At 44.6% G+C, this 16,528-nt stretch carries 21 protein-coding genes; all 21 read left to right on the top strand.

Annotated elements, in window-relative coordinates; all coding sequences use genetic code 11:
• Positions 1-355 precede the first annotated feature (355 nt).
• The 21 genes from RJ41_RS05155 (at position 356) to RJ41_RS05055 (ending at position 16,322) form a co-directional block, all read left to right on the top strand.
• Complete coding sequence (locus RJ41_RS05155) at positions 356-2,026, top strand: S8 family serine peptidase (protein ID WP_039217841.1); 1,671 nt, start codon at positions 356-358, stop codon at positions 2,024-2,026.
• A gap of 289 nt (positions 2,027-2,315) precedes the next feature.
• The gene (locus RJ41_RS05150) at positions 2,316-3,710 is read left to right on the top strand and encodes a DUF4397 domain-containing protein (RefSeq protein WP_039217838.1); all 1,395 of its coding nucleotides are present in this window, start codon (positions 2,316-2,318) and stop codon (positions 3,708-3,710) included.
• A gap of 133 nt (positions 3,711-3,843) precedes the next feature.
• On the top strand, positions 3,844-5,952 hold the full coding sequence (locus RJ41_RS05145) for a GAF domain-containing hybrid sensor histidine kinase/response regulator (protein ID WP_039217835.1): 2,109 nt from the start codon (positions 3,844-3,846) through the stop codon (positions 5,950-5,952).
• Between the two features lie 221 nt (positions 5,953-6,173).
• Positions 6,174-6,542, top strand: a complete 369-nt coding sequence (gene rplN, locus RJ41_RS05140; RefSeq protein WP_012519228.1) for a 50S ribosomal protein L14 — start codon at positions 6,174-6,176, stop codon at positions 6,540-6,542.
• A 12-nt stretch (positions 6,543-6,554) separates the two neighbouring features.
• Complete coding sequence (rplX, locus tag RJ41_RS05135; RefSeq protein WP_014950912.1) at positions 6,555-6,869, top strand: 50S ribosomal protein L24; 315 nt, start codon at positions 6,555-6,557, stop codon at positions 6,867-6,869.
• A gap of 17 nt (positions 6,870-6,886) precedes the next feature.
• Positions 6,887-7,426 carry a 50S ribosomal protein L5 gene (gene rplE / locus RJ41_RS05130; RefSeq protein WP_014950911.1) on the top strand — a complete coding sequence of 180 codons (540 nt, stop codon included), beginning with the start codon at positions 6,887-6,889 and terminating at the stop codon, positions 7,424-7,426.
• Positions 7,427-7,438: 12 nt separating this feature from the next.
• The gene (rpsN, locus tag RJ41_RS05125) at positions 7,439-7,744 is read left to right on the top strand and encodes a 30S ribosomal protein S14 (RefSeq protein ID WP_014950910.1); all 306 of its coding nucleotides are present in this window, start codon (positions 7,439-7,441) and stop codon (positions 7,742-7,744) included.
• Between the two features lie 13 nt (positions 7,745-7,757).
• Positions 7,758-8,150, top strand: a complete 393-nt coding sequence (rpsH, locus tag RJ41_RS05120; protein ID WP_039217831.1) for a 30S ribosomal protein S8 — start codon at positions 7,758-7,760, stop codon at positions 8,148-8,150.
• Positions 8,151-8,163: 13 nt separating this feature from the next.
• Positions 8,164-8,697, top strand: a complete 534-nt coding sequence (gene rplF / locus RJ41_RS05115) for a 50S ribosomal protein L6 (protein WP_039217827.1) — start codon at positions 8,164-8,166, stop codon at positions 8,695-8,697.
• Between the two features lie 12 nt (positions 8,698-8,709).
• Positions 8,710-9,063 (top strand): 50S ribosomal protein L18, encoded by a 354-nt coding sequence (gene rplR, locus RJ41_RS05110; RefSeq protein WP_014950908.1) that lies wholly within the window; start codon positions 8,710-8,712, stop codon positions 9,061-9,063.
• A 9-nt stretch (positions 9,064-9,072) separates the two neighbouring features.
• Complete coding sequence (gene rpsE / locus RJ41_RS05105) at positions 9,073-9,573, top strand: 30S ribosomal protein S5 (protein ID WP_012519221.1); 501 nt, start codon at positions 9,073-9,075, stop codon at positions 9,571-9,573.
• Between the two features lie 6 nt (positions 9,574-9,579).
• A complete protein-coding gene (rpmD, locus tag RJ41_RS05100) occupies positions 9,580-9,759 on the top strand; it encodes a 50S ribosomal protein L30 (RefSeq protein WP_014950907.1) in 180 nt (59 codons plus the stop codon).
• Between the two features lie 3 nt (positions 9,760-9,762).
• On the top strand, positions 9,763-10,197 hold the full coding sequence (gene rplO / locus RJ41_RS05095) for a 50S ribosomal protein L15 (RefSeq protein WP_014950906.1): 435 nt from the start codon (positions 9,763-9,765) through the stop codon (positions 10,195-10,197).
• 5 nt (positions 10,198-10,202) lie between these two features.
• Entirely contained in the window at positions 10,203-11,522 is a 1,320-nt protein-coding gene (gene secY / locus RJ41_RS05090; protein ID WP_014977524.1) for a preprotein translocase subunit SecY, read from the top strand.
• 38 nt (positions 11,523-11,560) lie between these two features.
• On the top strand, positions 11,561-11,677 hold the full coding sequence (rpmJ, locus tag RJ41_RS05085; protein WP_012519217.1) for a 50S ribosomal protein L36: 117 nt from the start codon (positions 11,561-11,563) through the stop codon (positions 11,675-11,677).
• A 175-nt stretch (positions 11,678-11,852) separates the two neighbouring features.
• The gene (gene rpsM, locus RJ41_RS05080) at positions 11,853-12,209 is read left to right on the top strand and encodes a 30S ribosomal protein S13 (protein WP_039217822.1); all 357 of its coding nucleotides are present in this window, start codon (positions 11,853-11,855) and stop codon (positions 12,207-12,209) included.
• 14 nt (positions 12,210-12,223) lie between these two features.
• Complete coding sequence (gene rpsK / locus RJ41_RS05075; RefSeq protein WP_012519215.1) at positions 12,224-12,616, top strand: 30S ribosomal protein S11; 393 nt, start codon at positions 12,224-12,226, stop codon at positions 12,614-12,616.
• A 24-nt stretch (positions 12,617-12,640) separates the two neighbouring features.
• The gene (rpsD, locus tag RJ41_RS05070) at positions 12,641-13,261 is read left to right on the top strand and encodes a 30S ribosomal protein S4 (protein WP_012519214.1); all 621 of its coding nucleotides are present in this window, start codon (positions 12,641-12,643) and stop codon (positions 13,259-13,261) included.
• Positions 13,262-13,280: 19 nt separating this feature from the next.
• Positions 13,281-14,270: a DNA-directed RNA polymerase subunit alpha gene (locus RJ41_RS05065; protein WP_039217818.1), complete on the top strand. Its 990-nt coding sequence runs from the start codon at positions 13,281-13,283 to the stop codon at positions 14,268-14,270.
• 41 nt (positions 14,271-14,311) lie between these two features.
• Positions 14,312-14,713, top strand: a complete 402-nt coding sequence (gene rplQ, locus RJ41_RS05060) for a 50S ribosomal protein L17 (protein ID WP_012519212.1) — start codon at positions 14,312-14,314, stop codon at positions 14,711-14,713.
• A gap of 259 nt (positions 14,714-14,972) precedes the next feature.
• Positions 14,973-16,322, top strand: a complete 1,350-nt coding sequence (locus RJ41_RS05055; RefSeq protein ID WP_039217814.1) for a flagellin N-terminal helical domain-containing protein — start codon at positions 14,973-14,975, stop codon at positions 16,320-16,322.
• The last annotated feature ends 206 nt before the right edge of the window (positions 16,323-16,528 follow it).

Here is a 16,528-nt window from a genome sequence, read left to right as displayed (position 1 = left end):
TTATTCCTAATATGAATGCGCTCGTAGAACACATTTGGCGCGCTTCTCATGGAGTGTGGTGTTTTTAAAAGTATTTTTTAAGGTATAAAAAATACTTACCAGGGTTAAGGCAATATACTCAACTACTTGATTAGCCGCCTAATATGAGCTCTGTAGCTAACCTCTTTACTACCCGGTTAACTACAAACCTGACAAACGGGTAGGTCGTTGCAACGCAGTTGCGTCGGTTGTCATGGATGAGCTTTTCGTATGAGGTAATGGTTATACCTGTATGTCATTTAATAACAAATAGCTTCAAAAGCACGGACAAAAACAGTGCTGAAGTTAATAAGACAGATAAAACAGGAAATAAATTTTGAACTCGAAATTAAATAAGAAACACACATGTCTAACAGCAGCTGCTCTAGCTGTATCACTTGGCTTAATGGGTAATTCTGCAATGGCAGCAGGCGAAGGTCTGGTAAAAGTTAAGGAAAAGCCTCAAACCTTAAAGCAAGCACTAGGTAAGCGATTGACTGTTGACCGTCTTGTTACTACTGAACAAGAGCGTTATATCATCAAATTCAAAGATGAAATGACCACTGAAACAGTGGCAGTAAGTGCGCTAAAAGGTAAAGGTCAAATCGCAAGTGCTAAATCAAAGGGTAAAAAACCTTTTGATATCGCGTCGGCGAAGTCTGAAGTAAGAAAAGCGGGTGGCTCTATCAAGAAAGAGCTTAAGAAGCATAAAATGGTAGCGGCTACCATGAGCAAGTCTGCACTCAATAAGCTTCGCAAAAACCCTAATGTAGAAAGTATTGAAGTGGACGTTCGTCGTAAACCTATGGCGCAAACTACGCCATACGGCTACACCATGGTCCAAGCGAATCAGTTTGGTCAGTCAGATACTACAGCTCGCAAAGTTTGTATCATTGATACGGGTTACAACCTAGGTCACCCAGACCTTCCTGGTACAAATGACGGTGTTACAGGACAAGCAAATAACAGTGCTGTTGGTAACTGGTATAACGACGGCAATGGTCACGGCACACACGTAGCAGGAACGATTGCCGCATACGATAACAATGAAGGTGTGGTCGGTGTATATCCTGGTGTAGATATGCATATCGTTAAAATCTTTAACGACAATGGCCAATGGACGTACGCGTCTGACCTTATCGATGCTATCACCCAGTGTCAGGATGCTGGCTCTAATGTTGTAAACATGAGCTTGGGTGGCGGCAGTTCGTCAACTACCGAGCGCAACGCTATGCAGAGCTTCACTGATGCAGGCATGTTGTTAGTTGCAGCTGCAGGTAACGATGGTAACAGCGCAAAGTCTTACCCAGCGTCTTATGATGCAGTAATGTCTGTTGCAGCGGTAGACTCAAATGAGAACCGTGCAAGCTACAGCCAATATAACGATCAGGTTGAAATAGCTGCACCAGGTAGTGCAGTGCAGTCTACTTATCCAACGAATACTTACGCAGCGCTAAGCGGTACGTCTATGGCTACGCCACACGTAGCCGGTGGTGCAGCATTGGTGTGGAGCTATTTCCCGCAATGTTCTAACAATCAGATACGTAATGCATTAAATGCAACGGCTGAAGATAAAGGCAGTGCAGGGCGCGATAACTTCTATGGTTATGGTTTGATGCAGTTAGCTGATGCGTATAACTATCTTAACACTAATGGCTGTGACGGAAGCGGCACAGGTGGCGGTGGTGGTTCTGAGCCGGGTGTAGAGCCAGTATCAGGTCAACTAACAGGCCTTTCAGGTACACGTAGAAACTGGGATCGTTACACATGGACTATTCCAGAAGGTGTATCGCAAATGACTATTCGCACTTCTGGTGGCTCAGGCGACGCTGACCTTTATGTGAAGTTCGGCTCACAGCCAGAAACCAACAGCTATGATTGCCGTCCATACCAAAATGGTAACAGCGAAGTATGTACGTTTGATGCGCCAGCATCAGGTACTTGGCACATCGGTATTCGCGCGTATTCGTCATATAGCGGCGTAACGCTCTCTTACTCATATGAGTAGATAACCCCGTTTCCAAAGACACATTCAAGCCTGCTGTTCAGCAGGCTTTTTTTATGCCCATTACACACCTCGAATTGCCTTTTTGAATAAAGAAGTTACTACAACAAACCGTCAATTTTCATAAAGAAAGGTCAGGTTTGCAAAGATAGCGTAAAGCCCTGAACCAAGCTCTTTAAAGACAGCCATATCGCTGTATTGTGCGTGCAAATATAAGCACTTGTTACATGTGCCTCTTTGCGTTAACGCAGTCTTAAACCAACAAAGAACAACTTCAAAGGACATCCAATTTATGCAATTGACCTCTCACTCTTTGCGCAGTGGAACATGGTTTCGTGCAGCGGCAATAGGGCTTGTGGCGCTGTTAGGGCTTACCGCATGCGGTGGCTCAGACAGCAGTAGCTCAGATTACTCTTACGCCTATATACAGTTTTATAACGCATCACCGAATGGCGCGAATGTTGAAATGCGAGAGGTGGATGGAGACAGTTTTGGTTCAGCTCAATTTGGTGATGCTACGTCCATGTATTCTATGGATGAGGACGAATACGAGCTAGAGTTCATTCGTACCGATTCTGACGACCAAGAAGTTTACATCGACGAAATCACAGTAAATTTAAAAAATGGCTATAAAACCATCGTTGTTATGAGCGGTGATTTTAGCAACCCAACTTTTACTACTTACTCGTATGAGCGTGAAACACTTGAGGACCATTTTCGTTTGTTTGCGCTTTCTGTGGCAGCAGACGATTCATCGTATGATTTTTATATGAGTGAATCAGGTGACCCATTTGAGGCAGCTAATTTCCTCGGCACGGTAACAACTGGCAACATGGCAGAGCTAGAGTACTGGGACGCCGATGACGACAGTGATTACTTCGACGAAGGAGAATACACTATTTACCTTACTCAACCAGGTAGTGATTACGTTGTGTTTGAGTCGCAAACTCTTAATTTTGTGTACGAAACTGAGTACTTGATGACCCTTCGTGATGTAAGTGGTGCTATTCAAGAGGGGCTTGTGGTCGACACGGTGCTGAACTCTTCGACAGTGACCGCGCTTACAGACGTAGAAGCCGACTCACAATATCGTATTTATAATTCGACTAACCTAGATGCAGAGTTACAGGTAACATTTGGTGGTAACACTAACGAAGAAGACGTGAGCTTCACGCTTGCCGCGGGTGAATTGTCTGAGTTTAGTACCATTCGCTACGGTGACTATCGCGTTACGGTTACTGACCCTTCAGGTACAGTAACATCACTTAGCAATAAGCTTATTACCCTTAACCAAGGTGAAAGTAAGGCTATCCTTATCTATAACACCGACAACAAATTAGGTGCAGCAACCTTTGTAGAAAGTGGCTTGCCTCAGGCATACGATAAAACCGTTAATTTTATAAACCTAGTCAGCGATTTTGATGACGTAGATTTCTACTTAGTAAGAAACGATGAAACCATCGATACTGCTGAGTATGATGTCCAAAATCTAGAGTTCGCTGAAAGTACAAGCGAAGTATTGCCTTCAGATTACTATGAGGTGATTGCGGTTTACGAAGATAGTAACGAAGAACAAGTGCTTTTAGATAGAACGGCATTATTTGGTTTTATCGAAGAAGAAAACTACATCGTTACTGTAGAGCCAGCAGACACGCCGACAGGATATAAAATTAGCGTGCTTTATTAATAGGTTAGTCGGTTTATTATACTAATTGATGAGAGGTGAAACTTTCATCTCTTGAAATATCTCATAAGTTTAAAAGGTCAATGTTAACAATATTGGCCTTTTTTATTTGCAGTCCGGGAGGGCGACAATCCTCATGAGTATTATTCAAGACCTACAAACAATATCTAACGACAGGGCTATGCTGTTAGATGAAAAATTAGAGAACTTGCTGCGTATCGGCACAGAGATTCTACGCTTGGAAACAGGGATTGTGAGTAATATTCGAGGCGACCAGTACAGCGTTCAAAGTGTGGTTACGCCGGGCGATAGCATACCTGAAGACGCTAAGTTTTCCCTCTTTGATACCTATTGTGCCGATGTGGCAAGTGCTGGCTCAGTGGTTGCGTACCATAATATCGATATTCAACCCGGCGCTTCCCACCCCTGTTTTGAAAAATATACGCTTAAAAGCTATCTCGCTGCTCCTATACATGTGTTTGGAGAGTTTTATGGCACGGTTAACTTTTCTTCGCTCTCTCCAAGAGAAGAGGTATTTAGCGCGCTAGAAACCGATTACCTTCTACTTCTAGCCTCATGGATTGGTAACGAACTGGAGCGTCAGCAAGCACTCAACAATTTGAAGGCGCAAAAAGTTGTTCTAGAAGAGCGAAACTCTTTACTTAACCAAATTACAAATTTAGCTGGTGTGGGGACTTGGGAACTGAATGTAGATAGCGGCTCGATAGTGTGGTCAGGTGCACTAAAACGAATGCTGCATGTACACAGTGAACGCGTATTGAAGCCAGATGAAATCGTCAATTTTATTGTTAGCGAAGAACAGAGAAAAAGTTACGTTAATCAGTTTCAGGAAATGATAAAAACAGGTGAAGACTTTGCTTACGAGGTTGAAGTGAAAACCGACGCTGGAGAGCCGAGATGGCTCGAAAGTAGAGCCCATCCAATAATGGAGAATGGACGTTGTGTAAAAGTGATTGGCGCTACTGTTGATATCACGCAAATGCAAATAGACAAAGCAGTACTCCGCCATAAAAGTGAACTGGCAGAGAGTGCGTTAAAAGCCCGAAGCGATTTTTTGGCCAATATGAGTCATGAAATTCGAACGCCTATTCACGGAGTTCAGGGAATGTTAGAAGCATTGTTAGCAACGCCACTTAATGCGAAACAGATGGAGTTGGCCTCCATTGCATCGCAAAGCGCAGAGGCTTTGCTCAATATTGTAAACGGGATTTTAGACTTTTCTAAGTTCGGTTCTGGTGAGATATCCTTCGAAGAAGCCCCAACTAGCCTTTCCGAAACCATCGAAGAGCAAATACCCATGTTTTTAAGGCTTGCTGAAGAAAAAGGGGTGGAATTTAGCGCGAGTATAGCTTCTGTTAAGGGCATTACCTTTATTGCAGACAAGCTGAGAGTGGGGCAAGTTCTAATCAATCTTCTCAATAACGCATTCAAGTTTACAAAAAAGGGCGAAGTCACGCTTGAAACAAAATGTACGCGATATGGGCGAGGCCGATATCGTGTGAAGCTTATAGTGACTGATACTGGCATCGGTATTAGCGCGCAGCAGCAAAAAATAATTTTCACGCCTTTCATGCAAGCTGAGAGTTCGTCGGAGCGTCGTTTTGGCGGTACAGGTTTAGGGTTATCCATAGTTAAACAAATCGTAGAACACTACGACGGGAAAATTGAAGTAAGTAGCGAGCTAGGTATAGGTGCGCGCTTTACTGCAACGCTAACACTTGACGATGCTAATGCGGGAGCAATGGCAGAGAAAAGGTCTGCGCTTAATGCATGCTATACCCCAAGTAAAGAGGAGTTAAGCACGCTAAAAGCGCTTATCGTTGAAGATAATGAGATTAATCAACTCGTCATTAAAGAGCAGTTAAGAGAAATAGGGTTGGCAAGTGATTTAGCGGTTAATGGAGAAGACGCATTAGAGAAAGTGAAGCGCTCAATTGCAGAAAAGTCACCTTACGCTATTATCCTTATGGACTGTCATATGCCGATTATGGATGGTTTAGAGGCGACCAAACAGATCAGAAAACTAGGCCATCAAAGCTCAACGCTTCCAATTATAGCGCTAACCGCTAACGCGCTAACGAAAGACAAAGAAAAATGCTTGAAATCTGGTATGAACGACTTTATATCAAAACCTGTTGGTGTAAGTCGTTTAAAAGAATGTGTTTTTAGGCATTTGAGTATGCAGTTTGAAAATAACGTTTCAGCGCTAAAAGATCCTGCTTGATAACCTATGACGTGGTTATCAGCCCCGACTTTTAGTCGGGGCTTTTTTATTGCACACATAGTTTAAAAATAATTCAATTTACCGCTATCACTTCAAATTCTTTTCTGTTATTATTTCGCGCCCTTTTTATGGGGGTATGTACATAAAAGCAACGACATCCAGTTGTTTTTAGCAGCACTAACGACTCGGGAGAGTCTTAATTTTAAGAGCGGAGCACTAACATGATCCAAATGCAAACTAACCTGGACGTTGCAGACAACAGCGGCGCTCGCAGGGTTCAGTGTATTAAGGTTCTTGGTGGCTCGCATCGCCGTTATGCAGGTATCGGTGACATCATCAAAGTTACTGTTAAGGAAGCAATTCCTCGCGGTAAAGTTAAAAAAGGTGACGTACTGAATGCAGTGGTGGTGCGTACTAGAAAAGGCGTTCGTCGTGCAGATGGTTCTACCATTCGTTTTGACGGTAACGCGGCTGTTATGCTTAATGCTAACAAGCAACCAATTGGTACGCGTATCTTTGGCCCGGTTACCCGTGAGTTGAGAAGTGAAAACTTCATGAAAATCATCTCATTGGCCCCAGAGGTACTATAAGGAGTCACGATAATGGCTAATAAAATTCGTCGTGATGATGAAGTAGTCGTATTAGCGGGTAAAGACAAAGGCAAACAAGGCAAAGTCCTTAAAGTGCTTATTGCTGATAACCGTGTAATTGTAGAAGGCGTTAATCTCGTTAAGAAGCACACTAAGCCAAACCCACAATTGGGCGTAGCTGGTGGCATCGTTGAGAAAGAAGCTTCTATTCACGTTTCTAATGTTGCGATTGTTAACCCGGCAACGGGCAAAGCAGATCGCGTTGGTTTCCGTTTCGAAGATGAGAAGAAAGTACGTTTCTTCAAGTCTAACGGCGAACTTGTTTAATTATATTGGAGAGTACGATGGCGAAACTGCATGATTTCTATAAAGAAACAGTAGTAGCTGAACTTGCTAAGCAGTTCGGATACAAAAGCGTCATGCAAGTCCCTCGGATTGAAAAAATCACTCTAAACATGGGTTTAGGTGAAGCAGTTGCTGACAAAAAGGTACTTGAGAATGCTCAAGCTGACATGACGGCTATCGCCGGTCAGAAGCCTGTTGTTACAGTTGCTAGAAAATCAGTAGCGGGTTTTAAAATCCGTGAAGGTTATCCGATTGGCTGTAAAGTAACCCTACGCGGCGAGCGTATGTGGGAATTCCTAGAGCGTTTGATTTCAATCGCTATTCCACGTGTTCGCGACTTCCGTGGTTTGAATCCTAAATCATTCGACGGACGTGGTAACTACAGCATGGGCGTGCGTGAGCAAATCATTTTCCCTGAAATCGATTTCGATAAAGTGGATAAGGTTCGCGGTATGGATATCACTATCACTACCAGTGCGAATACAAATGAAGAAGCACGTGCTCTGCTGGACGCGTTTAACTTCCCATTCAAAAAGTAGGGGTGTAGGGTTATGGCAAAAGAATCAATGAAGGCACGTGAAGCTAAGCGTACTAAGCTAGTAGCTAAGTATGCTGAAAAGCGCGCCGCACTTAAAGCGATTATCAGCGATGTTAACGCTTCTGAAGATGAGCGTTGGGACGCTGTTCTGAAGCTACAACAACTGCCACGTGACTCTAGTAAGTCTCGTCAACGTAACCGTTGCCGTGTTACTGGTCGTCCACATGGTTACCTACGCAAATTCGGTCTTAGCCGTATTAAGCTTCGCGAAGCAGCGATGCGCGGTGAAGTCCCTGGCCTTAAGAAAGCCAGCTGGTAAGGAGTAGCTGATAATGAGCATGCAAGATCCTATCGCGGATATGTTTACCCGCATCCGTAACGGCCAGATGGCACAGAAAGTTTCTGTAACTATGCCTTCTTCAAAACTTCGCGTTGCAATCTGTGAAGTATTGAAAGCTGAAGGTTATATTACTGACTTCGCTGCTACTGGTGACGTTAAGCCTGTTTTAGAAGTTACGCTTAAGTACTTCGAAGGCAAGCAAGTAATTGACACTATCGAACGTGTAAGCCGTCCTGGTCTGCGCATCTATAAGAAAAAAGATGAGCTTCCAAAGGTTATGGGTGGTTTAGGCGTAGCTATCGTGTCGACTTCTAAAGGTGTGATGACTGACCGTGCAGCGCGTAACGCTGGCATGGGCGGTGAGATCATCGGTTATGTAGCATAACGGAGGAGTTGAAATGTCACGTATAGCAAAAGCCCCAGTAGACGTTGTATCAGGTGTAGAAGTTTCTATCTCTGGTCAAGAAGTTACTGTTAAAGGTAGTAAAGGCACTTTGACCCGCGTTTTCAACGACGCTGTAGAAGTTGCACAGGAAGAGAACCAACTTAAAGCACTTCCACGTGAAGGTTTTGTTGACGGTTGGGCACAGGCTGGTACTGCGCGCTCTATCCTTAACGCAATGGTTCAAGGTGTTTCACAAGGTTTCGAGAAAAAACTTCAGTTGTTAGGTGTTGGTTACCGTGCACAAGCACAAGGTAACAAACTAAACCTTACACTAGGTTTCTCTCACCCTGTAGCATACGAAATGCCTGAAGGCATTACGGTTGAAACTCCTAGCCAAACTGAAATCGTCGTTAAAGGCGCCGATAAGCAGGTGGTTGGTCAGGTTGCGGCGAACATTCGTGGTTACCGTCCACCAGAGCCTTACAAAGGTAAAGGTGTACGTTACGCTGACGAACACGTACGTCGTAAAGAAGCTAAGAAAAAGTAGGTGGGTGATACGATGGATAAGAAAACAGCTCGCATTCGTCGCGCTACTCGCGCACGAGCAAAAATTCGTGAACTGGCCGCGCATCGCTTGGTAGTTAACCGTACACCTCGCCACATCTACGCTCAGCTAATCGCTCCATGCGGTTCTGAAGTGTTGGCAGCGGCTTCAACTGTTGAGAAAGATCTCGCAAAAGATCTTAAGTCTACAGGTAACGCTGAAGCAGCGACGGTAGTCGGTAAAGCAATCGCAGAGCGCGCGCTTGAGAAAGGCATTAAAACAGTGGCTTTCGATCGCAGTGGTTTCCAATACCACGGTCGCGTTAAAGCATTAGCTGATGCAGCTCGCGAAGCTGGTCTTCAGTTCTAGGAGTTTATAATGGCTAAACAAGACGTTCAAAATGGTGAATTTCTAGAGAAATTGATCGCCGTAAACCGCGTATCTAAAGTGGTTAAAGGTGGTCGTATCTTTAGTTTCACTGCATTGACAGTAGTGGGTGACGGTAACGGTCGCGTTGGTTTTGGTTACGGTAAGGCACGTGAAGTACCTGCTGCAATCCAAAAAGCAATGGAAAAGGCACGTCGCAACATGGTTGACGTAGACCTTAACGGTCACACGTTACAGCACCCGATTAAAGGTCGTCACTCTGGCTCTAAAGTTTACATGCAGCCAGCATCTGAAGGTACCGGTATTATTGCCGGTGGTGCGATGCGTGCAGTACTTGAAGTAGCTGGTGTACAAAACGTACTTTCAAAATGTTACGGCTCTACAAACCCAATCAACGTTGTACGTGCAACAATCAACGCGCTGACAGAAATGAACAGCCCGGCGAAAGTTGCTGCGAAGCGTGGATTGTCTGTAGAAGAAATTTTGGGGTAATCAGACATGGCAACGATTAAAGTAAAGCAAACTAAAAGTGCAATTGGCCGTCTGCCAAAGCACAAAGCTACGCTTAAAGGTTTAGGCCTTCGTAAAATCAACCATGTTCGTGAACTGGAAGATACCCCAGCCGTTCGTGGCATGATCAACCGTGTATATTACATGGTTGAGATAGTGGAGGAGTAAGACATGCGTTTAAATACAATTTCTCCAGCCGAAGGTTCAAAGCCTACTGGTAAGCGTTCTGGTCGTGGTATCGGCTCAGGTCTTGGTAAAACGAGTGGCCACGGTCACAAAGGTCAAAAAAGCCGTTCAGGTGGCCGCGTTAAGCCAGGATTCGAAGGTGGTCAGATGCCTATCCAGCGTCGTCTTCCTAAGTTCGGTTTCACTTCACGCAAGAGCTTTGTTACTGATCAAGTAACTCTTGCTGAAATCGCGAAGGTTGATGGTGATACTGCATCTCTTGAGACTTTAAAAGCAGCTGGTATCGTTAAGAAAGAAATCCAGTTCGTTAAAGTTGTTAAGAGCGGTGAAGTTTCACGCGCTGTTACAGTAAGCGGGTTAAAGGTTACTAAAGGCGCTAAAGAAGCGATTGAAGCTGCTGGCGGTAAAGTAGAGGAATAAGCTAGATGGCTAAACCAGGATTGGATTCAGGCGCTAAAAGCGGCTTGAGTGAGCTTAAGGCAAGATTGTTGTTCGTACTTGGTGCGATTGTTGTATTCAGACTAGGTTCTTATGTTCCTATCCCTGGCATCGATCCAGCGGTACTTGCTGACTTGTTCGAGCAACAAAAAGGCACCATTGTAGAAATGTTTAACATGTTCTCTGGTGGTGCGCTTGAGCGTGCATCCGTTCTGGCTTTGGGCATTATGCCATACATTACTGCATCCATTATCATGCAGTTGCTCTCGGTGGTTCACCCACCGATGGTGGAGCTTAAAAAAGAAGGCGAAGCAGGCCGTCGTAAAATTAGTCAGTACACGCGTTACCTAACGCTTGTATTGGCTATCTTCCAATCAATTGGAATTTCGACTGGTTTGCCTAACCTGATTAATGGATTGGTGATAAACCCTGGCTTCGGATTCTACTTTACGGCAGTAGTGAGCCTAGTCACAGGAACTATGTTCCTTATGTGGTTGGGTGAGCAAATTACCGAACGAGGTATTGGTAACGGTATCTCTATATTGATTTTTGCTGGTATTGTTGCCGGTCTGCCAACAGCGATAGGTCAGACTGCGGAACAAGCAAGGCAGGGCGACATTAACTTGTTGTTCCTACTGTTGATTGGCGTGATTGTTATTGCTCTTACATACCTAGTTGTATTTGTAGAGCGCGGACAGCGCAGAATTGTGGTAAACTATGCAAAACGTCAGCAAGGCCGTCAGGTTTTTGCTGCGCAAAGCACCCATTTACCGCTAAAAGTCAACATTGCTGGTGTAATTCCACCAATCTTTGCTTCTAGCATCATTTTGTTCCCGGGTACCATCGCAGGATGGTTCGGACAGAATGAATCAACAGCGTGGTTGCAAGATGTAGCGCTTATGCTATCTCCTGGTCAACCGCTGTACGTGATGTTATACGCAGCTGCGATTATCTTCTTCTGCTTCTTCTACACGGCGTTGGTATTCAACCCGCGTGATACAGCAGATAACTTGAAGAAATCTGGCGCGTTCATCCCAGGCATCCGCCCGGGTGAGCAAACGTCACGATACATTGACAAGGTAATGACTCGCCTTACACTGGCTGGCGCACTGTACATAACCTTTATTTGTTTAGTGCCTGAATTCATGCTAATTGCTTGGAATGTGCCGTTCTACTTCGGTGGTACGTCGCTTCTCATTATCGTAGTGGTTATCATGGACTTTATGGCACAAGTACAGACACATTTGATGTCTAGTCAATATGAGTCTGTGCTGAAGAAAGCTAACCTTAAAGGCTACGGCCGATAAGTTAGCCCCTTAATATTGATAGAAAGGGGAAAGATGTAATGAAAGTTCGTGCATCAGTAAAAAAGATTTGCCGTAACTGTAAAGTTATCAAGCGCAACGGTGTTGTGCGTGTAATTTGCAGTTCTGACCCAAAGCATAAGCAGCGTCAGGGCTAATCTAAGCGGAACAAGATATTCGCAAAGCTAAGTAAGCAGAACCTAGATAGTACTTGTCTGGTTCTGCTAGTTTTGTTTTAAAGTATTTTGAACCTTAATTTGCAATTTAGTCGACGGGTAAGTATCCTATCGGGCTTTTTAGGTCGTCGACAAATAAACAAGAGGAGTGCTGTTAATGGCCCGTATCGCTGGCATTAACATTCCTGAGCACAAGCATGCCGTAATCGCTATCCAAGCGATCTATGGTATCGGTCCCACACGTGCGAAAAGCATCTGTGCGGGCGCTGGTGTTGCAGAAGATACAAAAATCAAAGAGCTAGACGAAGCTACTATTGATAAGCTTCGTGACGAAGTGGCTAAATTCACCGTTGAAGGTGACCTACGCCGTGAAGTCTCTATGAGCATCAAACGTTTGATGGACCTGGGTTGCTTCCGTGGTATTCGCCACCGTCGTAGCTTGCCTCTACGTGGTCAGCGCACTAAAACTAATGCGCGTACCCGTAAAGGTCCTCGTAAGCCAATTAAGAAGTAAACGGGGAGTAAGTTATGGCTAAAGCACCAGCTCGTAGCACGCGTAAGCGCGCTAAACGTCAGGTTGCAGACGGTATGGCTCATATCCATGCGTCTTTCAACAACACAATTGTGACTATTACAGACCGTTCAGGCAATGCACTAGCATGGGCGACATCTGGTGGTTCAGGTTTCCGTGGTTCACGTAAATCTACCCCATTTGCTGCACAGGTAGCTGCTGAGCGTGCAGGTGTTGCTGCACAAGAATACGGTCTTAAGAACCTTGAAGTATTCGTTAAAGGTCCAGGTCCAGGCCGTGAGTCTGCGATCCGTGCTCTTAACGCTACAGGTTATAAGATCACAAACATTACCGATGTGACCCCTATTCCTCACAACGGTTGTCGTCCACCGAAAAAACGTCGCGTTTAATCGACGGACAGTTGGAGAAAGATCATGGCAAGATATTTGGGTCCAAAACTCAAACTTAGCCGTCGCGAAGGAACTGACCTGTTCCTAAAAAGCGGCGTTCGCGCAATCGATTCTAAATGTAAAATCGATACAGCGCCTGGTCAGCACGGTGCCCGTCGTGGCCGTCTGTCTGACTACGGTGTTCAGCTGCGTGAAAAACAAAAAGTTCGTCGTATGTACGGCGTACTGGAAAAGCAATTCCGCAACTACTATAAAGAAGCTGCACGTCTAAAAGGCAACACAGGTGAAAACTTGCTACAGCTTTTAGAACAGCGTCTTGATAACGTAGTTTACCGTATGGGTTTCGCTAGCACTCGTGCTGAAGCACGTCAGCTAGTTAGCCACAAGGCGATCATGGTAAATGGTCAAGTTGTGAACATCCCATCGTTTAACGTTTCTGCCGAAGACGTGGTTTCTGTTCGTGAAAAGGCTAAGAAGCAAGCGCGTATCGTAGCTGCTTTGGAACTGGCTGACCAACGTGAGAAGCCAACCTGGATTGAAGTAGACAGCAGCAAAATGGAAGGCACTTTCAAGCGCGTTCCTGAAAGAACTGACCTGTCTGCGGAAATTAACGAACAGTTGATCGTCGAACTTTACTCTAAGTAAAGCTAACTAAAGAGGAAGCATTGTGGGTTCTGTGACTGAATTCCTAAAACCGAGATTAGTTGAGATCGAAAACGTTTCTCCTACTCGTGCCAAAGTAACTTTGGAACCACTAGAGCGCGGCTTTGGCCACACTCTAGGTAACGCCCTACGTCGTATTTTACTGTCATCTATGCCAGGATGTGCAGTTACCGAGGTAGAAATTGACGGCGTTCTTCACGAGTACAGCACCAAAGAAGGTGTTCAGGAAGACGTAATTGAGATTTTGCTAAATCTTAAAGGTTTAGCGGTTCGCCTTGAAGGTAAAACTGAGGCAACCCTAACTCTAGTGAAATCTGGCGCTGGCCCTGTTGTTGCTGGTGATATTCAGCATGATGGCGACGTAGAAATTGCAAACCCTGAGCATGTAATTTGTACTTTAACTGGCGAAGCTGAAATCAGCATGCGTATTAAAGTAGAAATGGGCCGTGGTTATGTACCAGCTTCTACCCGTCGCTCCTCTGAAGAAGATGATCGTCCAATTGGTCGTTTGTTAGTAGACGCTTCATACAGCCCAGTTGAACGTATTGCTTACAGTGTAGAGTCTGCTCGTGTTGAACAACGCACAGACCTAGACAAACTAATCATCGACATGGAGACGAACGGCACTTTAGATCCTGAAGAAGCGATCCGCCGTTCTGCTACTATCCTAGCTGAACAGCTAGATGCATTCGTAGACCTACGTGATGTATCTGAGCCAGAAGCGAAAGAAGAGAAGCCAGAATTCGATCCGATTCTGCTTCGTCCAGTAGATGACCTAGAGCTGACAGTACGTTCTGCAAACTGTTTGAAAGCAGAAGCTATCCAGTACATTGGTGACCTGGTACAGCGCACTGAGGTTGAGCTACTTAAAACGCCAAACCTTGGTAAGAAATCGCTAACTGAAATCAAAGATGTTCTAGCATCTCGTGGTCTTTCTCTAGGTATGCGCCTAGAAAACTGGCCGCCAGAGAGCATCGCTGAAAAAGATTAATCAGGTTTTTATCAAACTGATTTGTAGAGAAGGATAAAACTATGCGCCATCGTAAGAGTGGTCGTCAGTTGAATCGCAACAGCAGCCATCGTCAAGCTATGTTCAAAAACATGGCCGGTTCTTTGGTCAAGCACGAAGTGATCAAAACTACGTTACCAAAAGCGAAAGAATTACGTCGCGTAATCGAGCCTCTAATCACTATGGCTAAAGAAGACAGCGTTGCAAACCGCCGTCTAGCTTTCGCCCGCACTGGTGACAAAGAGGTTGTAGGTAAACTATTCAACGAGCTTGGTCCTCGTTACGAAGCTCGTCCAGGCGGCTACACTCGCATTCTTAAATGCGGTTTCCGTGCTGGCGACAATGCCCCAATGGCATATGTTGAGCTAGTTGACCGTCCAGTTGTAGAAGCTGAAGAAGAAGCAGTAGAAGCAACTGAAGAGTAATTAATACTCGATTAGAAAAAGGGGCCTGAGTTAAAACTCAGGCCCCTTTTTTTGTGCCCAAAGAATAATGGGGTCAGAGTCGTTACTCTGACCCCAACTAAATCTACTTTTTAAACATCTATTCATCACTTTGGCTTGTTGCTTGCTATGTTATTTACAGAAAATCTTCAAGTAAGTATTCAAACCGTGCATTGAAAACGTTGCTCTCTGTTAGTTTTTCGTAATTTATGTATTTCAGTTTTTCATAGCAAGGAAGTTTATGTTAACCGTTTCATCGTTCACGCAATCGTTATCATCAAACCCAGTGTTTAGTAAAACGCTGTCTACAGCTTATGAACGGCTAAGTTCAGGGCTTAGAATAAATAGTGCTGCAGATGACAGTGCTGGCTTACAAATTTCCAACCGTTTAACGTCAGAGTCCATTGCCAAAAATCAACTTCGCCGTAACTTAAATGACGGCATTAGCTATGCGCAAATAGCAGAAGGGGGGCTGCAAGAGTCTGCCGATATATTGCAGCGTATGCGGCAATTAGCGATGCAGTCTCAAAACGGCATCAACACAGATGCTGATAGGCGAGCACTAGATAAAGAATTCCAGCAATTGAAAAACGCGCTCAATGGCATTGCCTACAACACGGAAGCATTTAATCGTTTGCCCTTGCTAGGCGATAACGACTTGTTGTCTGATAATGTATCATCCATAGGCGATACCTTTGTAAAGGGCAGTCCAACGCGCCTAAATAGCGGGCTGCGTTCCATTGCTTACATTCCGGCAGGCTCTACAAACATCTCTATAAATATCGATAGTTTTTCACTTGACGACGATCTTCAAGTTTTTACCACAAGCGGTAGGCACTTGGTCGGTACGCCTCTCTCAGACAATGTATGGTCTATTAACGGTGTAGGTTCGGGAAGCGACATTAAAAGCCTTTTATTTTTAACCCAAGAAGGGTATACCCCAACGGCAAGCTACGACAGCAGTTCGTTAATAACCAATGGCTCAGGCACAATTAACGGAACAACATTCACCTTCTCAGGCGACCAGCATCCGGGGGTAACCACAGAAACCTTAACTATTGATAACACAAATGAGCCACTCATTATTTCGGTAGTGGGGCAGGGCTTTTTTGATGCAACGGTAGATTGGGATACGTTGGGTTCTCCCGGAAGTGGTGGAGACAGCTTTGAAGCCGGCCCAGTTGACATTACCGCCACCAATTCTTTAAGCGAAGGTACGGACTACATTAACCTTGCAAAAACGCCAGTGGGTTTATCTGACCTAAATATGGTTGAAAGCGATGTGCTCACTTTTGAAAATGCAGAAGTCTCGTTACAGCAAATTGATGATGCCCTAGCGTATGTTAGCAAGAGCCGCGCTTTTTACGGCGCAAAAATGAATCAAATGGAGTCGGCCCTTAAAATTAATGACCGTATGCACGAAGGACTAATGGCAGCCCGGTCTCAAATCCTCGATACTGACTTTGCAGAAGAAACTGCTAAATCAACACAGGCGCAAATAGTTGAGCAAGCGAGTATTTCTGTAAGGGCCCAGGCTAAGTCTACTGATGAGCAGGTTTTGGGTTTGTTGAGTGGCAGTCTCGCCAACTAACCCCCTATTAAAATTAGGGTAATTATAAAAATCTACAAAGTTTAAAATTATTCAAACTATTGATTAAAAGCTATGCGTTAAATTCGTGTGTTTAACGCCTTTGTTTGTTTTATTCAAGCCAACAGTGCCGCAAACTTTGTGGTATATCACAAAACTGTTTTCGTGTATTATGGACGGTTTGGAGATGTTGAAAATTAGTGTTTATA

It is taken from the genome of Alteromonas marina, from assembly GCF_000808575.1.
In the GTDB taxonomy this organism is placed as follows: domain Bacteria; phylum Pseudomonadota; class Gammaproteobacteria; order Enterobacterales; family Alteromonadaceae; genus Alteromonas; species Alteromonas marina_A.
The sequence above is the reverse complement of the archived record's forward strand: the minus strand, read 5'-3'. Positions and strand labels throughout refer to the sequence as shown.